Origin of the sequence: Magnetospirillum sp. ME-1 (genome assembly GCF_002105535.1) — a bacterium.
In the GTDB taxonomy this organism is placed as follows: domain Bacteria; phylum Pseudomonadota; class Alphaproteobacteria; order Rhodospirillales; family Magnetospirillaceae; genus Phaeospirillum.
Genome location: NZ_CP015848.1, coordinates 4278716 through 4291631, shown reverse-complemented (window position 1 = coordinate 4291631; position 12916 = coordinate 4278716). Strand labels below are relative to the sequence as shown.

The window sequence follows — 12916 nt, the reverse complement described above, 5'->3', positions numbered from 1 at the left end:
CCCCATGTGCCACGACGCCATCAAGTGCGATCCCGCCGACATGGCGGCCGACGACTGCGAGGTGCTCGCCACCGCGCTGAAATGGATGGACGAGGGCAAAAGGGTGGTCATGGCCGTGGTCATGGCCACCTGGGGCTCGGCACCCCGTTCCATCGGCTCCTACATGGCGGTGGACGCCGAGGGCACCTTCGCCGGTTCGGTATCGGGCGGCTGCGTCGAATCCGCCGTCATCTCCGAGGCGCGCGAGCTGGAGCCGGGAGAAGCTCCCCGGCAACTGGCCTTCGGCGTCGAGGACGAGACGGCGTGGCAGGTTGGCCTGCCCTGCGGCGGCAACATCCGGGTGGCGGTGTTCAACCCCGAGCGCGACCTGCTGGACCGGGCGGTGCGGAGCCAGGCTTCGCGCCAGCCCACCGCCCTGGTCCTCGATCTCGCCACCGGGGCGCAGGCCCTGGTCGGCGACGATGGGGTGAGCGGTTCGCTCGCCCTGGACGAGACCCGGCTGGTGGCCGCCCAGATGCATCTGGGCCAAGGGACCTGCGGCGTGGTGGCGGACGAGATCTTCGTGCGCAGCCACGAGGCGCCTTGGACCCTGATCATCGGCGGCGCCGTCCATATCAGCCAGATCCTGGCCGGCATGGCGCGCCAGGCGGGCTTCGCCGTCACCGTGGTCGATCCCCGCCGGGCCTTCGCCGACGAGGTCCGCTTCCCCGGCACCACGCTCATCTGCGGCGAACCCGACGAGGTGCTGGCCGATATCACCATGGACCGCCGCACGGCGGTGGTCAGCCTGACCCACGTGCCGCGCCTGGACGACGCGGCGCTGCGGGCGGCGCTGGGCTCGGATGCCTTCTATATCGGGGCGCTGGGCAGCACGCGCACCCACGCCAAGCGCTGCCAGCGCCTGGAAGACCTGGGACCGGCCTTGAAGCGCATGGCCGCCCCGGTGGGCTTCGACATCGGCGCCCGCACCCCGGCCGAGATCGCGGTGTCGATCCTGGCCGAGCTGATCGCGGCGCGAAGGGGCAAGCCCCTGCGGATCCGGGGCTGAACGGCGTGTCATCCTGAGCGCAGCGAAGGATCTCCTTCTGGAGCGACTTTTCCCTTTCGGAATAGCCATTCCAGGCGGAGATTCCTCGTTTGCGCTCGGAATGACAGACGAGTGAGTGGATATCCAAAAACCAGAAGGCCCCCGGATGTCTCCGGGGGCCTTGGCATTTTCACCCTTGAAGGCGAAGGATTTAGCCGTTGACGGCGTCCTTCAGGCCCTTGCCGGCGGTGAACTTCGGGGCCTTGGAGGCCGCGATCTTGATGGTGGCGCCGGTGCGGGGATTGCGGCCTTCCTTGGCGGCGCGCTGAGTCACCGAGAAGGAACCGAAACCGACCAGGCGGACATCGTCGCCGGCCTTGAGCGCCGAGGTGATGGCGGCGAAGGTGGCGTCGATCACGTTGTCGGCGGCAGCCTTGGACAGACCGCTGAGCTCGGCAACCTTGTTCACCAGATCCTGCTTGTTCATGAGACCCCCAATGGAATTGTCGTGACCGGTTGAAAATGACACGACCGTTGCGGACGTCAACAACTCTGTTGCAAGGACGCCGCTTAGGCCTAAACCCGAACCCCAGGCTGGAAGCCTTGTCACAGGCTGGCTTCCGACCAGCGGGGAGTTAAGCAATGTGTCGGGTTTTCCGCAACAATACAACGGTCCTGTCCCGAATCGCTGGGGGTTTTCCCCAGGAATCATCAAGCGATGAATACCTCATCGGGTAAAGACCCGAGCTCGGCCGAATTTTTGCATAAGTTCGCCAGATGCCGGGTTTCGGGCAGCATCCAGTCGCGCACGAATTCCGCCACGGCGCGGATGCGCTCCGGGTTGGCGGCATGCCCGGCGGCCGCTTCCAGCCGTGCCCAGGCGGCGCCGAAAGCCACCAGACCGGTGAGGCGCAGATAGGAGGTGGCGGTCAGCCCGATATCCTTGCGGGCGGCCATGGCGGCCCCGGCTTCGTCCCAGGCGGCCAGCGCCTGGCCCAGGGCGGTTGCGAAGGCGGGGGAGGCGGTCCCCATGGCGGTCTCCACCTCGGTCTTGAACTCGGCCAGGGCCTTGCCATTGTCCAGGCGGATCACCCGACCGGCGACGGTGGCGGCCTGGATGCCATTGGTGCCTTCGTAGATGCGGGTGATGCGGCCGTCGCGCAGGATCTGCTCGACCCGGTATTCGCGCAGGAAGCCGTAGCCCCCATGCACCTGGATGGCGTGGTCGGCGGCTTCCATGGCGGCTTCGGTGGCGAAGGCCTTGCAAACCGGGGTCATCAGCTCCATCAGGGCGGGCTTGTCGCCCAGTTCCAGGTCCACCAGGGTGCGCATCACCATGGCGCGGCAGCCCATGGCCAGCGCCATCTGGGCCAGCAGCATGCGCCGCACGTCACCATGCCTGGCGATGACGTCGGGACCTGATTCCTTACCGGCGCGGCCCTGTTTGCGTTCGTTGGCGTAGGCCAGCGAGCGCTGCAGCGCCACCTCGGCCAGACCGACGCCCTGGACCGCCACGTCCAGGCGCTCGGCGTTCATCATGGTGAACATGCGGGCCAGGCCTTCGCCCGGCGCGCCGATGATCTCGGCCCGGGCACCATCGAAGGCCACCTGGCAGGTGGGCGAGGCGTGCATGCCCATCTTTTCCTCCAGGCGCACCACCGAAATGGCGTTGCGCGAGCCGTCCTCCCGCAGGGAGGAGGCGAGGAACAGGGACAATCCCTTGACGCCGGGCGGCGCGTCGGGGGTACGGGCCAGCACCAGATGCATGATGCGGCCCTCGGTGAGGTTCTGGTCGCCGCCCGAGATGAAGATCTTGCCGCCGGAAATGCTCCACGAGCCGTCGGCCTGGGGGGTGGCCATGGTGCGCACCAGCCCCAAGTCCGAGCCCGCCTGGGGCTCGGTCAGGCACATGGTGGCGAGATACTCGCCGGCGGCAAGGCGGGGAATCCAGATGGCCCGCTGCTCGGGCGAGCCGCTGGCGGCCAGGGTGCGCATGGCGCCGTGGGCCAGCGACAGCACCATCTGGTAGGTGATGCAGGCCCCCGACAGCATCTCGGACAGGGCCGAGGCCAGGATGTGGGGCAGGCCCTGGCCGCCGTCCTCCTCGGGCACCGCCAGGCCCTGCCAGCCGTCGCCGGCGAACTGGCGGTAGGCATCGACGAAGGGCTTGGGCATCACCACCCTTCCGTCCACCAGCCGGGTGCCCTCGATATCGCCCAGCGGGTCGAGCGGCGCGATGATCCCGTCCACCATGGAGGCCGCGTGGGTCAGCACGGTCTCGGCGGTCTCGTCGTCCCAATGGGGCAGGCGGGCGGCCCCGGCCCCATGGCGCAGGGCGAACAGCAGGTCGCTAAGGGGAGTGCGGTAATCGATCATGGTCTTGTCCCTGGCTCAGTTCACCTGTCATCCCGAGCGAAGGCGAGGGATCTCCGTTTGCCCGGTCGGTGCCGAATCGGCAAAGCCGGGCCAGAACGGGATCCCTCCTCCCGGTGGTCGTCGGGATGACGTTTGTCGGTCGCCTCAACCCATGCGGATCACGTCGGGATCGTCGCCCGGGGCGTAGAGCTTCTCCACCAGCTGGGCGCGGTTGGTCAGCACGGCCCGCTGGTTGATGTAGCCCTTGTCGGTGATCTCGTTGGCGTCGATGGAGGGCGGAACATCCATCAGGATGGCGCGGGCGATGCGGTGCGAGCTGCCCTTGCCCTCGGCGGCCAGGGCGACCATGGCGGCGCGCATCTTCTCCCTGACCTCCGGACGCTTGATCAGCTCCTTCAGGGGCGTGTCGGGGGCGGCGTCGGGGCACAGGCGCAGACAGCCGGGCTGGCTGGCGAAGCCCAGCAGGCCCACATCCTCGCGGTCGTGGCCGGTGACCACCGCGTCCTGCAGCACCGGCGCGGCGGCGTCGATCACCGACAGGCGCAGCGCCCCCACATGCACCCAGGTGCCCGACATCAGCTTGAAATCCTCGGCGACGCGGCCGTCGAAGACGATGCCCTTGGACGGATCGTCGGGGTCGGCCAGCTTGCCGGCGTCGCCGATGACGTACCAGCCGTCCTCGTCGAAGGCCTTGCGCGTCAGGTCGTCGCGCTTGAAGTAGCCCGGCGTGACGTTGGGACCCTTGACCCGCATTTCCAGCTTGCCGCCGTTGGGGATCATCTTGATCTCGCAGCCGGGCGCCGGCAGGCCGATGATGCCGGCGCGCGGAATGTCGAAATGCACGGTGGTGATCATGGGCGAGGTCTCGGTGGCCCCCCACGACGACACCATGCGCACCTTGTGGCCGAGCGTGCGGATGGACAGCTGCTCCATCTTCTCCCACAGGTTCTGGGGCAGGGCGGCGCCGGCATAGAAGATGATCTTCAGGTTCTTGAAGAAGCTGTTGCGCAGCTCCTCGTCCTTCTCCAGCAGCGGGATCAGCATGTCGAAGCCGCGCGGCACGTTGAAGTACAAGGTGGGGGAGACTTCCTTCAGGTTGGCGGCGGTCTTCTCCACCAGCCCCGGCATGGGCTTGCCCTCGTCGATATAAAGGGTGCCGCCATGGCGCAGCACCATGTTGAAGTTGTGGTTGCCGCCGAAGGTGTGGTTCCACGGCAGCCAGTCCACCAGCACCGGATGGCTTTCCAGCAGGAAGGGCCAGGCCTGGCGGATGGCCTGCTGGTTGGAGCACAGCATCTTCTGGGTGTTGATCACCCCCTTGGGCATGTCGGTGGAGCCCGAGGTGAACAGGATCTTGGCCACCGTGGCGGGGCGCACATTGGCGAAGGCGTTCTCGACGTCGGGGCCGGGTGTGGCGCCCAGCAGGGAATCGAAGGTGACGCCGCAGGCGATGGGGTTGACGCTGGTGACCACCTCGACGCGGGCCAGCTCAGGGATCACCAGGGCGTCGGCGAACCTGGCGCCATCGGCGGCGTAGACCAGGCCGGGCTTCAGCAGGTCGGCGATGTAGCGCAGCTTGGAATGATCCTGCGAGATCAGGGAATAGGCCGGCGAGATGGGAGCCACCGGCACGCCCACATGCATGGCGGCCAGGGCCAGCAGCGCGTGGTCGATGGAATTGTCCGACAGGATCATCACCGGCCGGTTCTTGTTCAGGCCGCGGTCCAGCAGCGACTGGGCGATGGCTTCGACCATCTTCAGCGCCTCGCCCCAGGTCACCTTGCGCCAGCCGTCGCCGGCGCGCTGGGCCAGGAAGGTGCGGTCGGGGATGCGCTCGGCCCAATGGACCAGCAGATCGCCCAGGCAGCGCGAATAGGGCTTCAGGCTGTCGGGCGAGCGGATGATGAAGGCGCCGTCTTCCAGCTTTTCCACTTCCACCCGCGCGGGCGCGAAATTGATGGGTGCCCAGGCAACCGAATTCATGATGAACCTCCCTCGCCGTCTTCAGCGGACCGCTTTTTCTTATCGTCCGTTACAGGCCCAGATAGGCCTGCCGGACGCCGTCGTCGTTGAGCAAGCCGGCTCCGGTGCCCGACAGCACCACCCGGCCGTTTTCCAGCACATAGCCCCGGTCGGCCAGCTTCAGCGAGGCCGACACGTTCTGCTCCACCAGGATCACCGTCATGCCCTCGTCATGCAGGGTCTTGATGATCTTGAACATCTCGCCGACCACGGCGGGCGCCAGGCCCAGCGACGGCTCGTCGAACATCATCAGGCGGGGCTGGCCCATCAGGCAGCGGCCGATGGCCAGCATCTGCTGCTCGCCGCCCGACAGCGTGCCGGCCGCCTGATCCGAGCGGACCAGGAGCTTGGGGAACATCTCGTAGCAGCGTTCCAGCGTTTCCTTGCGCTTGGCCCTGGCGCGCGGCAGCACTGCGCCCATTTCCAGGTTCTCGCGCACGCTCATGCTTGGGAATATCTGGCGGCCCTCGGCCACCTGGGCGACGCCTAAGTCGCAGATCACCGAGCTTACCCGTCCGGTGATGTCGTGGCCGTCGAAGGAGATGGTGCCGCGCGCCGGCTTCTTCATGCCGGCGATGGCGCGGATCAGCGAGGTCTTGCCGGCGCCGTTGGCGCCGATGATGGCCACCACTTCGCCCTCGGCCACGTCGAGGGATACGCCGTCGAGCGCCTGGGCGTCGCCGTAGAACAGGTCGAGATCCCTGACTTCCAGCATCATCCGTGATCCTCACCCAGATAGCATTCCAGCACCTTGGGATGGCTGGTGACTTCGGCCGGCGTGCCCTCGGCGATCTTCTCGCCGTGGTGCAGCACCACCACGTGGTCGGACAGCGCCATCACGGCGCGCATGACGTGCTCGATCAGCAGGATGGTGAGGCCCGTCTCCTTGTTGAGGCCGGTGAGGATGGCCACCATGCGGTCGCATTCCACCGGGCGCAGGCCCGCCATCACCTCGTCGAGCAGCAGCAGCTTGGGCCGCGTCGCCAGGGCCTTGGCCACTTCCAGGCGCTTGCGGTCGGGCAGGGTCAGGGTCTGGGCCGGGTCACGGGCCCGGTCGCCCAGTTCCAGCAGATCGAGGATGGCCCTGGACGCCGCCCGGGCTTTTTCCACATCGCCGTTGTCGTGGCGCAGTGCGCCCACCATGACGTTCTCCTCCACCGTCAGGCCGGCGAAGGGCTTGACGATCTGGAAGGTGCGCCCGACGCCTGCGCGGCAGATGGCCGCCTGGCCCAGGCCGGTGACGTCGTCCCCGTCCAGCACCACACGGCCGTCGCTGGGCGGCAGTGCGCCGGCGATCAGGTTGAAGGTGGTGGTCTTGCCCGCCCCGTTGGGGCCGATCAGGGCGACGATGTCGCCCCGGGGCACGTCGAAGGTCACGGCGTTGACGGCGCGCAGGCCCCGGAAGCTCTTGCCCAGGTTCTCGACGGACAGCATCGGCGGGGGCAGCATGGGAGTAGGGGCGTTCATCGTCCGTCTCCCTCCAGGCGAAGCGCCTTGCGCAGCCATGGCCACAGCCCGCCCGGCTTCAAGACCAGGATCAGCATCAGACAGATGCCGTAGGCGATCTGCTTGACGCCGTCGATGCCGATATGGGCGCCCAGCTCGGTCAGCAGCTCGCCCAGCGCGGTCAGCACAACGGCGCCCAGGATCGGCCCGAACAGGGTGCCGATGCCGCCGATGATGGTGCCCAGCATCAGCTCGATGGAGCGATGCATGGAGAAGATGCTTTCCGGGTAGAGATTGTTGTTGAAGAAGGCCAGGAACACGCCGCCCAGGCTGGTCATGGCCGCCGAGATCAGCACGGCGATCATCTTGTTCTTGAAGACGTCGATGCCCAGCGCGTCGGCGGCGTCCTGATCCTCGCGGATGGCCTGCCAGTAAAAGCCGATGCGGCGCATGAGAAGCGCGCGGCTGAACCAGAAGGCCGCCACCGTCATCCCTAAGGCCACGTAATAGAACATGGTGGTGGACCCACGCAGCAGCCACAGGTTGTCGGGGCTGTTGTTGGGGGCGGGCGGCAGGAACAGGCCCGACGAGGCGCCCACCCAGCCCCAGTGATCGAACAGAACGCGGGTGAACTCGGCGAAGGCGATGGTCAGCAGGGCGAAATAGACGCCCATCACCTTGAAGCGGAAGCCCAGCGTGCCGATCACCGCGCCGGCGGCCGCCGAGACCGCCATACCCGCCAGGGCGCCGATCCACGGCGGCGTGCCGTAATGGACGAACAGGGCGCCGCCGGCATAGGCCCCCAGGCCCACGTAAAGGGCATGGCCCAGCGAAAACTGGCCGGCGAAGCCCATCATCACGTTCCAGCTCATGCCGAGATAGGCCTGGAGCAGCACGGTGATCAGGATGGACAGCAGATAGTCGCCCGCCGCCAGGGGGGCCACGGCCAAAATCGCCAGCAGGCCGAGAAGCAGGACCGCGCGGCGGTCACGGAACAGGGCGCTCATGGCTTCTTCCCCAGGATGCCTTGCGGGCGCAGCAGCAGGACCAGGATCAGCAGGCCGAAGCTGAACATGCTTTTCAAGGAGGGTGCGATCAGCACGCCCGACAGCGCTTCCGACAGGCCCACCAGGATGCCGCCCAGCAGGGCGCCGCCCAGGCTGCCGAGGCCGCCCAGGATGACGATGATGAAGCCCAGCAGGGTGTAGTCCGACGACAGGTGCGGATGCACGTCCACCAGCAGCAGCAGCAGGCAGCCGGCGGCGCCCACGCAGGCGGTGCCGATACCGAAGGTGATGGCGTAGAGCTTTTCAACGTCCAGGCCCACCACCCGGGCCCCCACCGGATTGTCGGCGCAGGCGCGGATGGCGGTGCCTGTGGTGGTGAAGCGGAAGAAGGCCCACAGCAAGGCCGCCACGCCGCCGGCGGTGAAGGCGGCGATGACGCGCACCTTGTCCAGCACCAGACCCCCAAGGCTGTAGCTTTCGAAGCTGGCGTCCAGCTGGATGTTGCGGGCGTCGGGGCCGAACGCCATGAGGACCACGTTGGTGATGATCATGGCCACCGAGAGCAGCAGCAGGAACTGGATGTGCTCGGTGACGTCGAGGAAGTGGTTGATCAGGAAGCGCTGCAGCAGGTAGCCGACGACGAACAGGCCGCCGGCTACCAGCGGAAGAGCGGGGACCGGAGCGATCCCCAGCTTGGTGAAGAGCAGGAAGGCGGCATACATCGCCACCACCATCATGTCGCCATGGGCAAAATTGACCACGCGCATGACGCCGAAGATGACCGACAGCCCAAGGGCCATCAGGCCGTAGACCAGGCCGGTCAAAAGACCGGCGCTGATCACGTTCATTAAGAAGGTGGCGTCCATCCTGGCTCCCCGCCAAACATTGCCGATACCGCGGCTTGCTTTAGGTGCGACCCTTGAAGGGCGGCATGGGGAAGATGGGCTTGGCTTCGGCCGAGGCCGCCGGCAGGGTCACCGTCGGCTTGCCGCCCAGGTTCTGCACCGCCGCCGAGATCAGGTTCATGTTCTGGCCGTTGGCCTCGAACTTGATCGCTCCGCCCAGCATGACGCGCTTGGACAGATTGGTGGCGCGCAACGCCTCGGTCAGGGCCTGCGGATCATTGCTGCCGGCCCGCTTGTGGGCATCGGCGGCGATCAGCACGGCCTCGAAGGTGAAGCCGACGTTCAGGTCGCAGCTTTCGTCGGGGAAGGCCTTCTCGAAGGTCTTTTCCAGCTGCTTGGCCATCTCCTGCTTGGGATCGAACCACGGCACGTTGGTGGTGCAGTATTCGGCGTACTTGCCCAGCGCCTTGAAGAACTGCTTGTCGTACATGCCGGGAGCGCCGGGGCTGATGATGCCCATGGTCTCCACCTGCTGCTTGACCATTTCGCGCACCAGCAGGATGGCGTCGTTGAGCCGGGTCACCGTCATGATGAAATCGGCCTTGGCCGCCTTGGCCTTGGACACCTCGATGGAGAGGTCGCGGGCCTTGGGGTCGTAGGCGATGGTCTCGACGATCTGGAACGGCATGTCCAGCTTGGGCATCAGGGCGTTGATGCCGCCCAGCATGGCCATGCCGAAGCTGTCGTTGATGTGCAGCAGCACGGCGGTCTTGGGCGTCACGCCGGTGGCCGCGAAGATGTCCTTGTAAAGGAGCAGCCCGCCCTTGCCCAGCATGCCGGCGGAGGGGAAGTTGCGGAACACGTACTTGAAGCCCTGCTCGGTCAGCTTGGGCTCGGAGGCGATGTTGACCACGAAGGGAATGCCCTTGGCCTCGGCCACGCCGGCCACCGCCAGCGTGGTGGCGGAATCGAAGCAGCCCATCAGCATGTTGGCGCCTTCGCGGATCAGCTTTTCCGCCTGGGTGCGGCCCACATCCGGATTGGACTCGGTGTCGGCGTTCATCAGCTCGACCGAATAGCCCATGTCCTTCAGCATGGGCAGGCCGATTTCGGCGCCGCGCTGGCAGGCCTGGCCGATCAGGGCCAGATGGCCCGAGCGGGGCAGCAGCACGCCCAGCTTGAGCGGAGTGGCCGCCCGCGCCGAGCGCAAGGGCAACCCGGTGGAAGTGACCAAGGCACCGGCCGCCGCGGCCGTGGTGAACTGGCGGCGGGTAATGGTCCGTGACGCGGACAGACTCGTGGTGTTGTCAGACATTGGGACGTCCCTTTCGCGTTCGAAAGCCTCCTGGGTCGCTCTTTGGCGACTTTGATGGATACGACTGTGAGGCAGTCCTCGGCGTTCGTCAAGGGTATTGTTGGGCATAAAAACTGTTGTGCTGCACAACAATATATTCGAGTCCGGTTTGGATGCGGGCGGTTCCCTTGCCCGCCGCGCCCGGGAATGCCATAAAGGCGTTCCCCTTTTTCTTGGATGTCTGGACATGCTCTCCGCCGCCGCGATCCGCGCCGCCATTCCCGGCGTGCTTACCGAAGCCGAGTTCCCCGAACTGCCCAACTACTATCGCGGCAAGGTGCGCGAGAACTACGACCTGCCCGACGGGCGTCGCATCCTGATCTCCACCGACCGCCAGAGCGCCTTCGACCAGGTGCTGGCGGCGGTGCCGTTCAAGGGCCAGGTGCTGACCCAGACGGCGCGCTTCTGGTTCGAGGCCACCAAGGACATCTGCCCCAACCACGTGATCGAATATCCCGATCCCAATGTGGTGGTGGGCCGCCGCCTCGACATGCTGCCCATCGAGATGGTGGTGCGCGATTACCTTACCGGTTCCACCGACACCTCCATCTGGTCCATGTACAAGGCCGGGCGGCGGAATATGTACGGCCTCGACTTCGCCGACGGCATGGTGAAGAACGACAAACTGCCCGCCACCATTCTGACGCCGACCACCAAGTCCGAGGTGGGCGGACACGACGCCCCGGTCTCGCCGCAGGAGGTGGTGGCGCGCGGGTTGCTCACTCAAGGTCAGTGGGACGAGCTGGCGCGCCTGTCCCTGGCCATCTTTGCCCGTGGACGCGAGATCGCGGCGAAGAACGGCCTGATCCTGGTGGACACCAAGTTCGAGTTCGGTGTGGATGGGCAAGGGCGCATCACGCTGGCCGACGAGATCCTCACCCCCGATTCCAGCCGTTACTGGAAGGCCGACAGCTATGCGGCGCGTCACGCCAGGGGCGAGGAGCCGGAAAGCCTGGACAAGGAATTCCTGCGCATCTGGATCGCCGGGCGCTGCGATCCCTATCACGACCCCATTCCGGCCATTCCCGACGATACCCTGGTGGAATTCTCGGCCAAGTACATCGCCCTGTTCGAGGCGGTCACCGGCCAGGCCTTCGAGGCGCCCTCGGCGTCCGAATCGGTCAAGGAGCGCATCCGCCGCAACCTGGCCCGGTACTTCGCGTGATGTCTCCCCCTCTTTCATGGCGAAAGAGGGGGAGAAGACGCTTTAGCCGGCGGTGACGTAGGTCCGCAACGCCTCGGCCTCGAACTCGGCCCGCTCCAGGCTGTTGGAAACCAGATCGCGGATGGAGACGATGCCCTTCAGCTGCCCGTTGTCCATCACGGGCATGTGGCGGAAGTGATGGGTCGACATGGTGCTCATCACCGAGGCGACGGTATCACCGGCGTGGCAGGTCAGCGGATCGCGGGTCATGTGATCGCCCACCGGGGTCTCCAGGATGGCGGCGCCGTGGGCCGCCAGGCAGCGGGTGACGTCGCGTTCGGTGAAGATGCCCAGCGTCCTGTCCTTCTCGTCCACCACCAGCACCGCCCCCACCTTGAAGGCGGCCATGCCCTGGACCGCCTCGATCATGGCCTTGGACGGCAGGATCTTGAAGATCTTGTTGCCCTTCTTGTTCAGGATTTCGGAAACGAGCATCAGCGATCCTCCCCTTATTCATCGGACGTGGACGAAGGATAACCTGAATGGGGCAGTCCACAAATCGCGATAATGGATAAGGCGGCGGTTCCTCCCGCTTGAATCTTGTCGCACCGCACCAAATATGCAAAGACTTACCGAATTAATCGGGAGAGCCTTGCCGTGAGCCGTTCGACCTTGATCCACCCCTTTAGCGCCCCCCCGAATCCCGCGCAATTGCTGGAGGTGGCGCCGGGGGTGCGGTGGATCCGCATGCCGCTGCCTTTCGCCCTGGATCACATCAACCTGTGGGTCCTGGACGATGGCGAGGGCGTGGTGCTGGTGGATACCGGACTGGGCAACGACGTCACCAGGGCCTTGTGGGAGGAGATCTTCGCCGGTCCGCTGGCGGGCAAGCGGGTCAACCGGCTGGTCGCCACCCATTTCCATCCCGACCATATGGGGCTGGCCGGCTGGCTGTGCGACAGGCTGGATGTGGATCTCACCGCCATGATGCGCGAATGGCTGTTCGGCCGCATGCTGTGGCTGGAGGACACGCCCGAATTCGTCGCCAACCAGCTGCGCTACTACACCCGCATCGGCCTGGATGCCGAGCAGCTGGAAGGGGTGAAGGAGCGGCGCAATACCTACCGCTCGCGCATCGACATCATGCCGGTCCGCGTCATCGGCATCCGCCACGGCGACGAGATGACCATCGGCGGCCGGACCTGGCGGGTGATCGAGGGCGGCGGGCATTCGCCCGAGCATGCCTGCCTGTATTGCCAGGAGGCCGGGCTGCTGATTTCCGGCGACCAGGTGCTGCCGCGCATCTCGCCCATCGTCGGCGTATGGCCGCAGCAGCCGGAATCCGAGCCGCTTTCCCTGTTCCTCGACGCCCTGGACCGGCTGCGCCAGCTTCCCGCCGAGACCCTGGTGCTGCCCTCCCACGGCCTGCCGTTCCAGGGGCTGCACACCCGCATCGACGACCTCAAGGCCCATCATGCCGAGCGGCTGGACAAGACCCTGTCCGCCTGTGTCGACCCCGCCACGGCGGTGCAGGTGCTCCGCGCGCTGTTCACCCGGCCGCTGGACGCCCATCAGCTGGGCTTCGCCACGGGCGAAACCTTGGCTCACCTTCATCATCTGATGAAGCTGGGCAGCGTGGTGCGGACATTGGAAGGGGACGGAATCTGGCGCTACCGGCGGGCCTGAGCCCGCCGC

Annotated in this window: 12 protein-coding genes; 3 read left to right on the top strand and 9 right to left on the bottom strand. The window is 66.4% G+C overall.

All coding sequences use genetic code 11. The features are described 5' to 3' along the window. The first annotated feature begins 4 nt into the window (after positions 1–4). Positions 5–1048 (top strand): XdhC family protein, encoded by a 1044-nt coding sequence (locus WV31_RS20130; RefSeq protein ID WP_085375206.1) that lies wholly within the window; start codon positions 5–7, stop codon positions 1046–1048. Between the two features lie 190 nt (positions 1049–1238). Here the strand turns inward: WV31_RS20130 and WV31_RS20125 are convergent, their stop codons facing one another. The 8 genes from WV31_RS20125 to WV31_RS20090 all read right to left on the bottom strand — a co-directional run bounded on the left by WV31_RS20125 (position 1239) and on the right by WV31_RS20090 (position 10038). Next, on the bottom strand, positions 1239–1514 hold the full coding sequence (locus WV31_RS20125; RefSeq protein WP_008614941.1) for an HU family DNA-binding protein: 276 nt from the start codon (positions 1512–1514) through the stop codon (positions 1239–1241). Positions 1515–1738: 224 nt separating this feature from the next. After that, positions 1739–3403: an acyl-CoA dehydrogenase gene (locus tag WV31_RS20120; protein WP_085375205.1), complete on the bottom strand. Its 1665-nt coding sequence runs from the start codon at positions 3401–3403 to the stop codon at positions 1739–1741. 144 nt (positions 3404–3547) lie between these two features. Beyond that, the gene (locus tag WV31_RS20115; protein ID WP_085375204.1) at positions 3548–5386 is read right to left on the bottom strand and encodes a feruloyl-CoA synthase; all 1839 of its coding nucleotides are present in this window, start codon (positions 5384–5386) and stop codon (positions 3548–3550) included. A 49-nt stretch (positions 5387–5435) separates the two neighbouring features. Beyond that, a complete protein-coding gene (locus WV31_RS20110) occupies positions 5436–6140 on the bottom strand; it encodes an ABC transporter ATP-binding protein (protein WP_085375701.1) in 705 nt (234 codons plus the stop codon). After that, on the bottom strand, positions 6140–6892 hold the full coding sequence (locus WV31_RS20105; RefSeq protein WP_085375203.1) for an ABC transporter ATP-binding protein: 753 nt from the start codon (positions 6890–6892) through the stop codon (positions 6140–6142). The genes WV31_RS20110 and WV31_RS20105 overlap by 1 nt, the downstream gene beginning before the upstream one ends. Next, positions 6889–7878, bottom strand: a complete 990-nt coding sequence (locus WV31_RS20100; protein ID WP_085375202.1) for a branched-chain amino acid ABC transporter permease — start codon at positions 7876–7878, stop codon at positions 6889–6891. Before WV31_RS20100 ends, WV31_RS20105 begins: the two co-directional genes overlap by 4 nt. After that, positions 7875–8726, bottom strand: a complete 852-nt coding sequence (locus WV31_RS20095; protein WP_237051394.1) for a branched-chain amino acid ABC transporter permease — start codon at positions 8724–8726, stop codon at positions 7875–7877. The genes WV31_RS20100 and WV31_RS20095 overlap by 4 nt, the downstream gene beginning before the upstream one ends. A gap of 58 nt (positions 8727–8784) precedes the next feature. Then, the gene (locus WV31_RS20090; protein WP_085375200.1) at positions 8785–10038 is read right to left on the bottom strand and encodes an ABC transporter substrate-binding protein; all 1254 of its coding nucleotides are present in this window, start codon (positions 10036–10038) and stop codon (positions 8785–8787) included. Between the two features lie 226 nt (positions 10039–10264). Between WV31_RS20090 and WV31_RS20085 the strand changes: the two genes are divergently transcribed. Continuing rightward, positions 10265–11242 (top strand): phosphoribosylaminoimidazolesuccinocarboxamide synthase, encoded by a 978-nt coding sequence (locus tag WV31_RS20085; RefSeq protein WP_085375199.1) that lies wholly within the window; start codon positions 10265–10267, stop codon positions 11240–11242. A gap of 42 nt (positions 11243–11284) precedes the next feature. On the opposite strand, the gene WV31_RS20080 is transcribed toward WV31_RS20085, so the two are convergent. Then, entirely contained in the window at positions 11285–11716 is a 432-nt protein-coding gene (locus WV31_RS20080) for a CBS domain-containing protein (protein ID WP_085375198.1), read from the bottom strand. 162 nt (positions 11717–11878) lie between these two features. Here WV31_RS20080 and WV31_RS20075 point away from each other — a divergent pair, with 162 nt between their 5' ends. Then, on the top strand, positions 11879–12907 hold the full coding sequence (locus WV31_RS20075; RefSeq protein ID WP_085375197.1) for an MBL fold metallo-hydrolase: 1029 nt from the start codon (positions 11879–11881) through the stop codon (positions 12905–12907). Positions 12908–12916: the final 9 nt, after the last annotated feature.

What these genes read in the sequence shown, in the direction of transcription:
- WV31_RS20130 (WP_085375206.1), top strand. Translation starts at nt 5, where the DNA reads ATGTGCCACGACGCCATCAAGTGCGATCCCGCCGACATGGCGGCCGAC.
- WV31_RS20125 (WP_008614941.1), bottom strand. Translation starts at nt 1,514, where the DNA reads ATGAACAAGCAGGATCTGGTGAACAAGGTTGCCGAGCTCAGCGGTCTG.
- WV31_RS20120 (WP_085375205.1), bottom strand. Translation starts at nt 3,403, where the DNA reads ATGATCGATTACCGCACTCCCCTTAGCGACCTGCTGTTCGCCCTGCGC.
- WV31_RS20115 (WP_085375204.1), bottom strand. Translation starts at nt 5,386, where the DNA reads ATGAATTCGGTTGCCTGGGCACCCATCAATTTCGCGCCCGCGCGGGTG.
- WV31_RS20110 (WP_085375701.1), bottom strand. Translation starts at nt 6,140, where the DNA reads ATGCTGGAAGTCAGGGATCTCGACCTGTTCTACGGCGACGCCCAGGCG.
- WV31_RS20105 (WP_085375203.1), bottom strand. Translation starts at nt 6,892, where the DNA reads ATGAACGCCCCTACTCCCATGCTGCCCCCGCCGATGCTGTCCGTCGAG.
- WV31_RS20100 (WP_085375202.1), bottom strand. Translation starts at nt 7,878, where the DNA reads ATGAGCGCCCTGTTCCGTGACCGCCGCGCGGTCCTGCTTCTCGGCCTG.
- WV31_RS20095 (WP_237051394.1), bottom strand. Translation starts at nt 8,726, where the DNA reads ATGAACGTGATCAGCGCCGGTCTTTTGACCGGCCTGGTCTACGGCCTG.
- WV31_RS20090 (WP_085375200.1), bottom strand. Translation starts at nt 10,038, where the DNA reads ATGTCTGACAACACCACGAGTCTGTCCGCGTCACGGACCATTACCCGC.
- WV31_RS20085 (WP_085375199.1), top strand. Translation starts at nt 10,265, where the DNA reads ATGCTCTCCGCCGCCGCGATCCGCGCCGCCATTCCCGGCGTGCTTACC.
- WV31_RS20080 (WP_085375198.1), bottom strand. Translation starts at nt 11,716, where the DNA reads ATGCTCGTTTCCGAAATCCTGAACAAGAAGGGCAACAAGATCTTCAAG.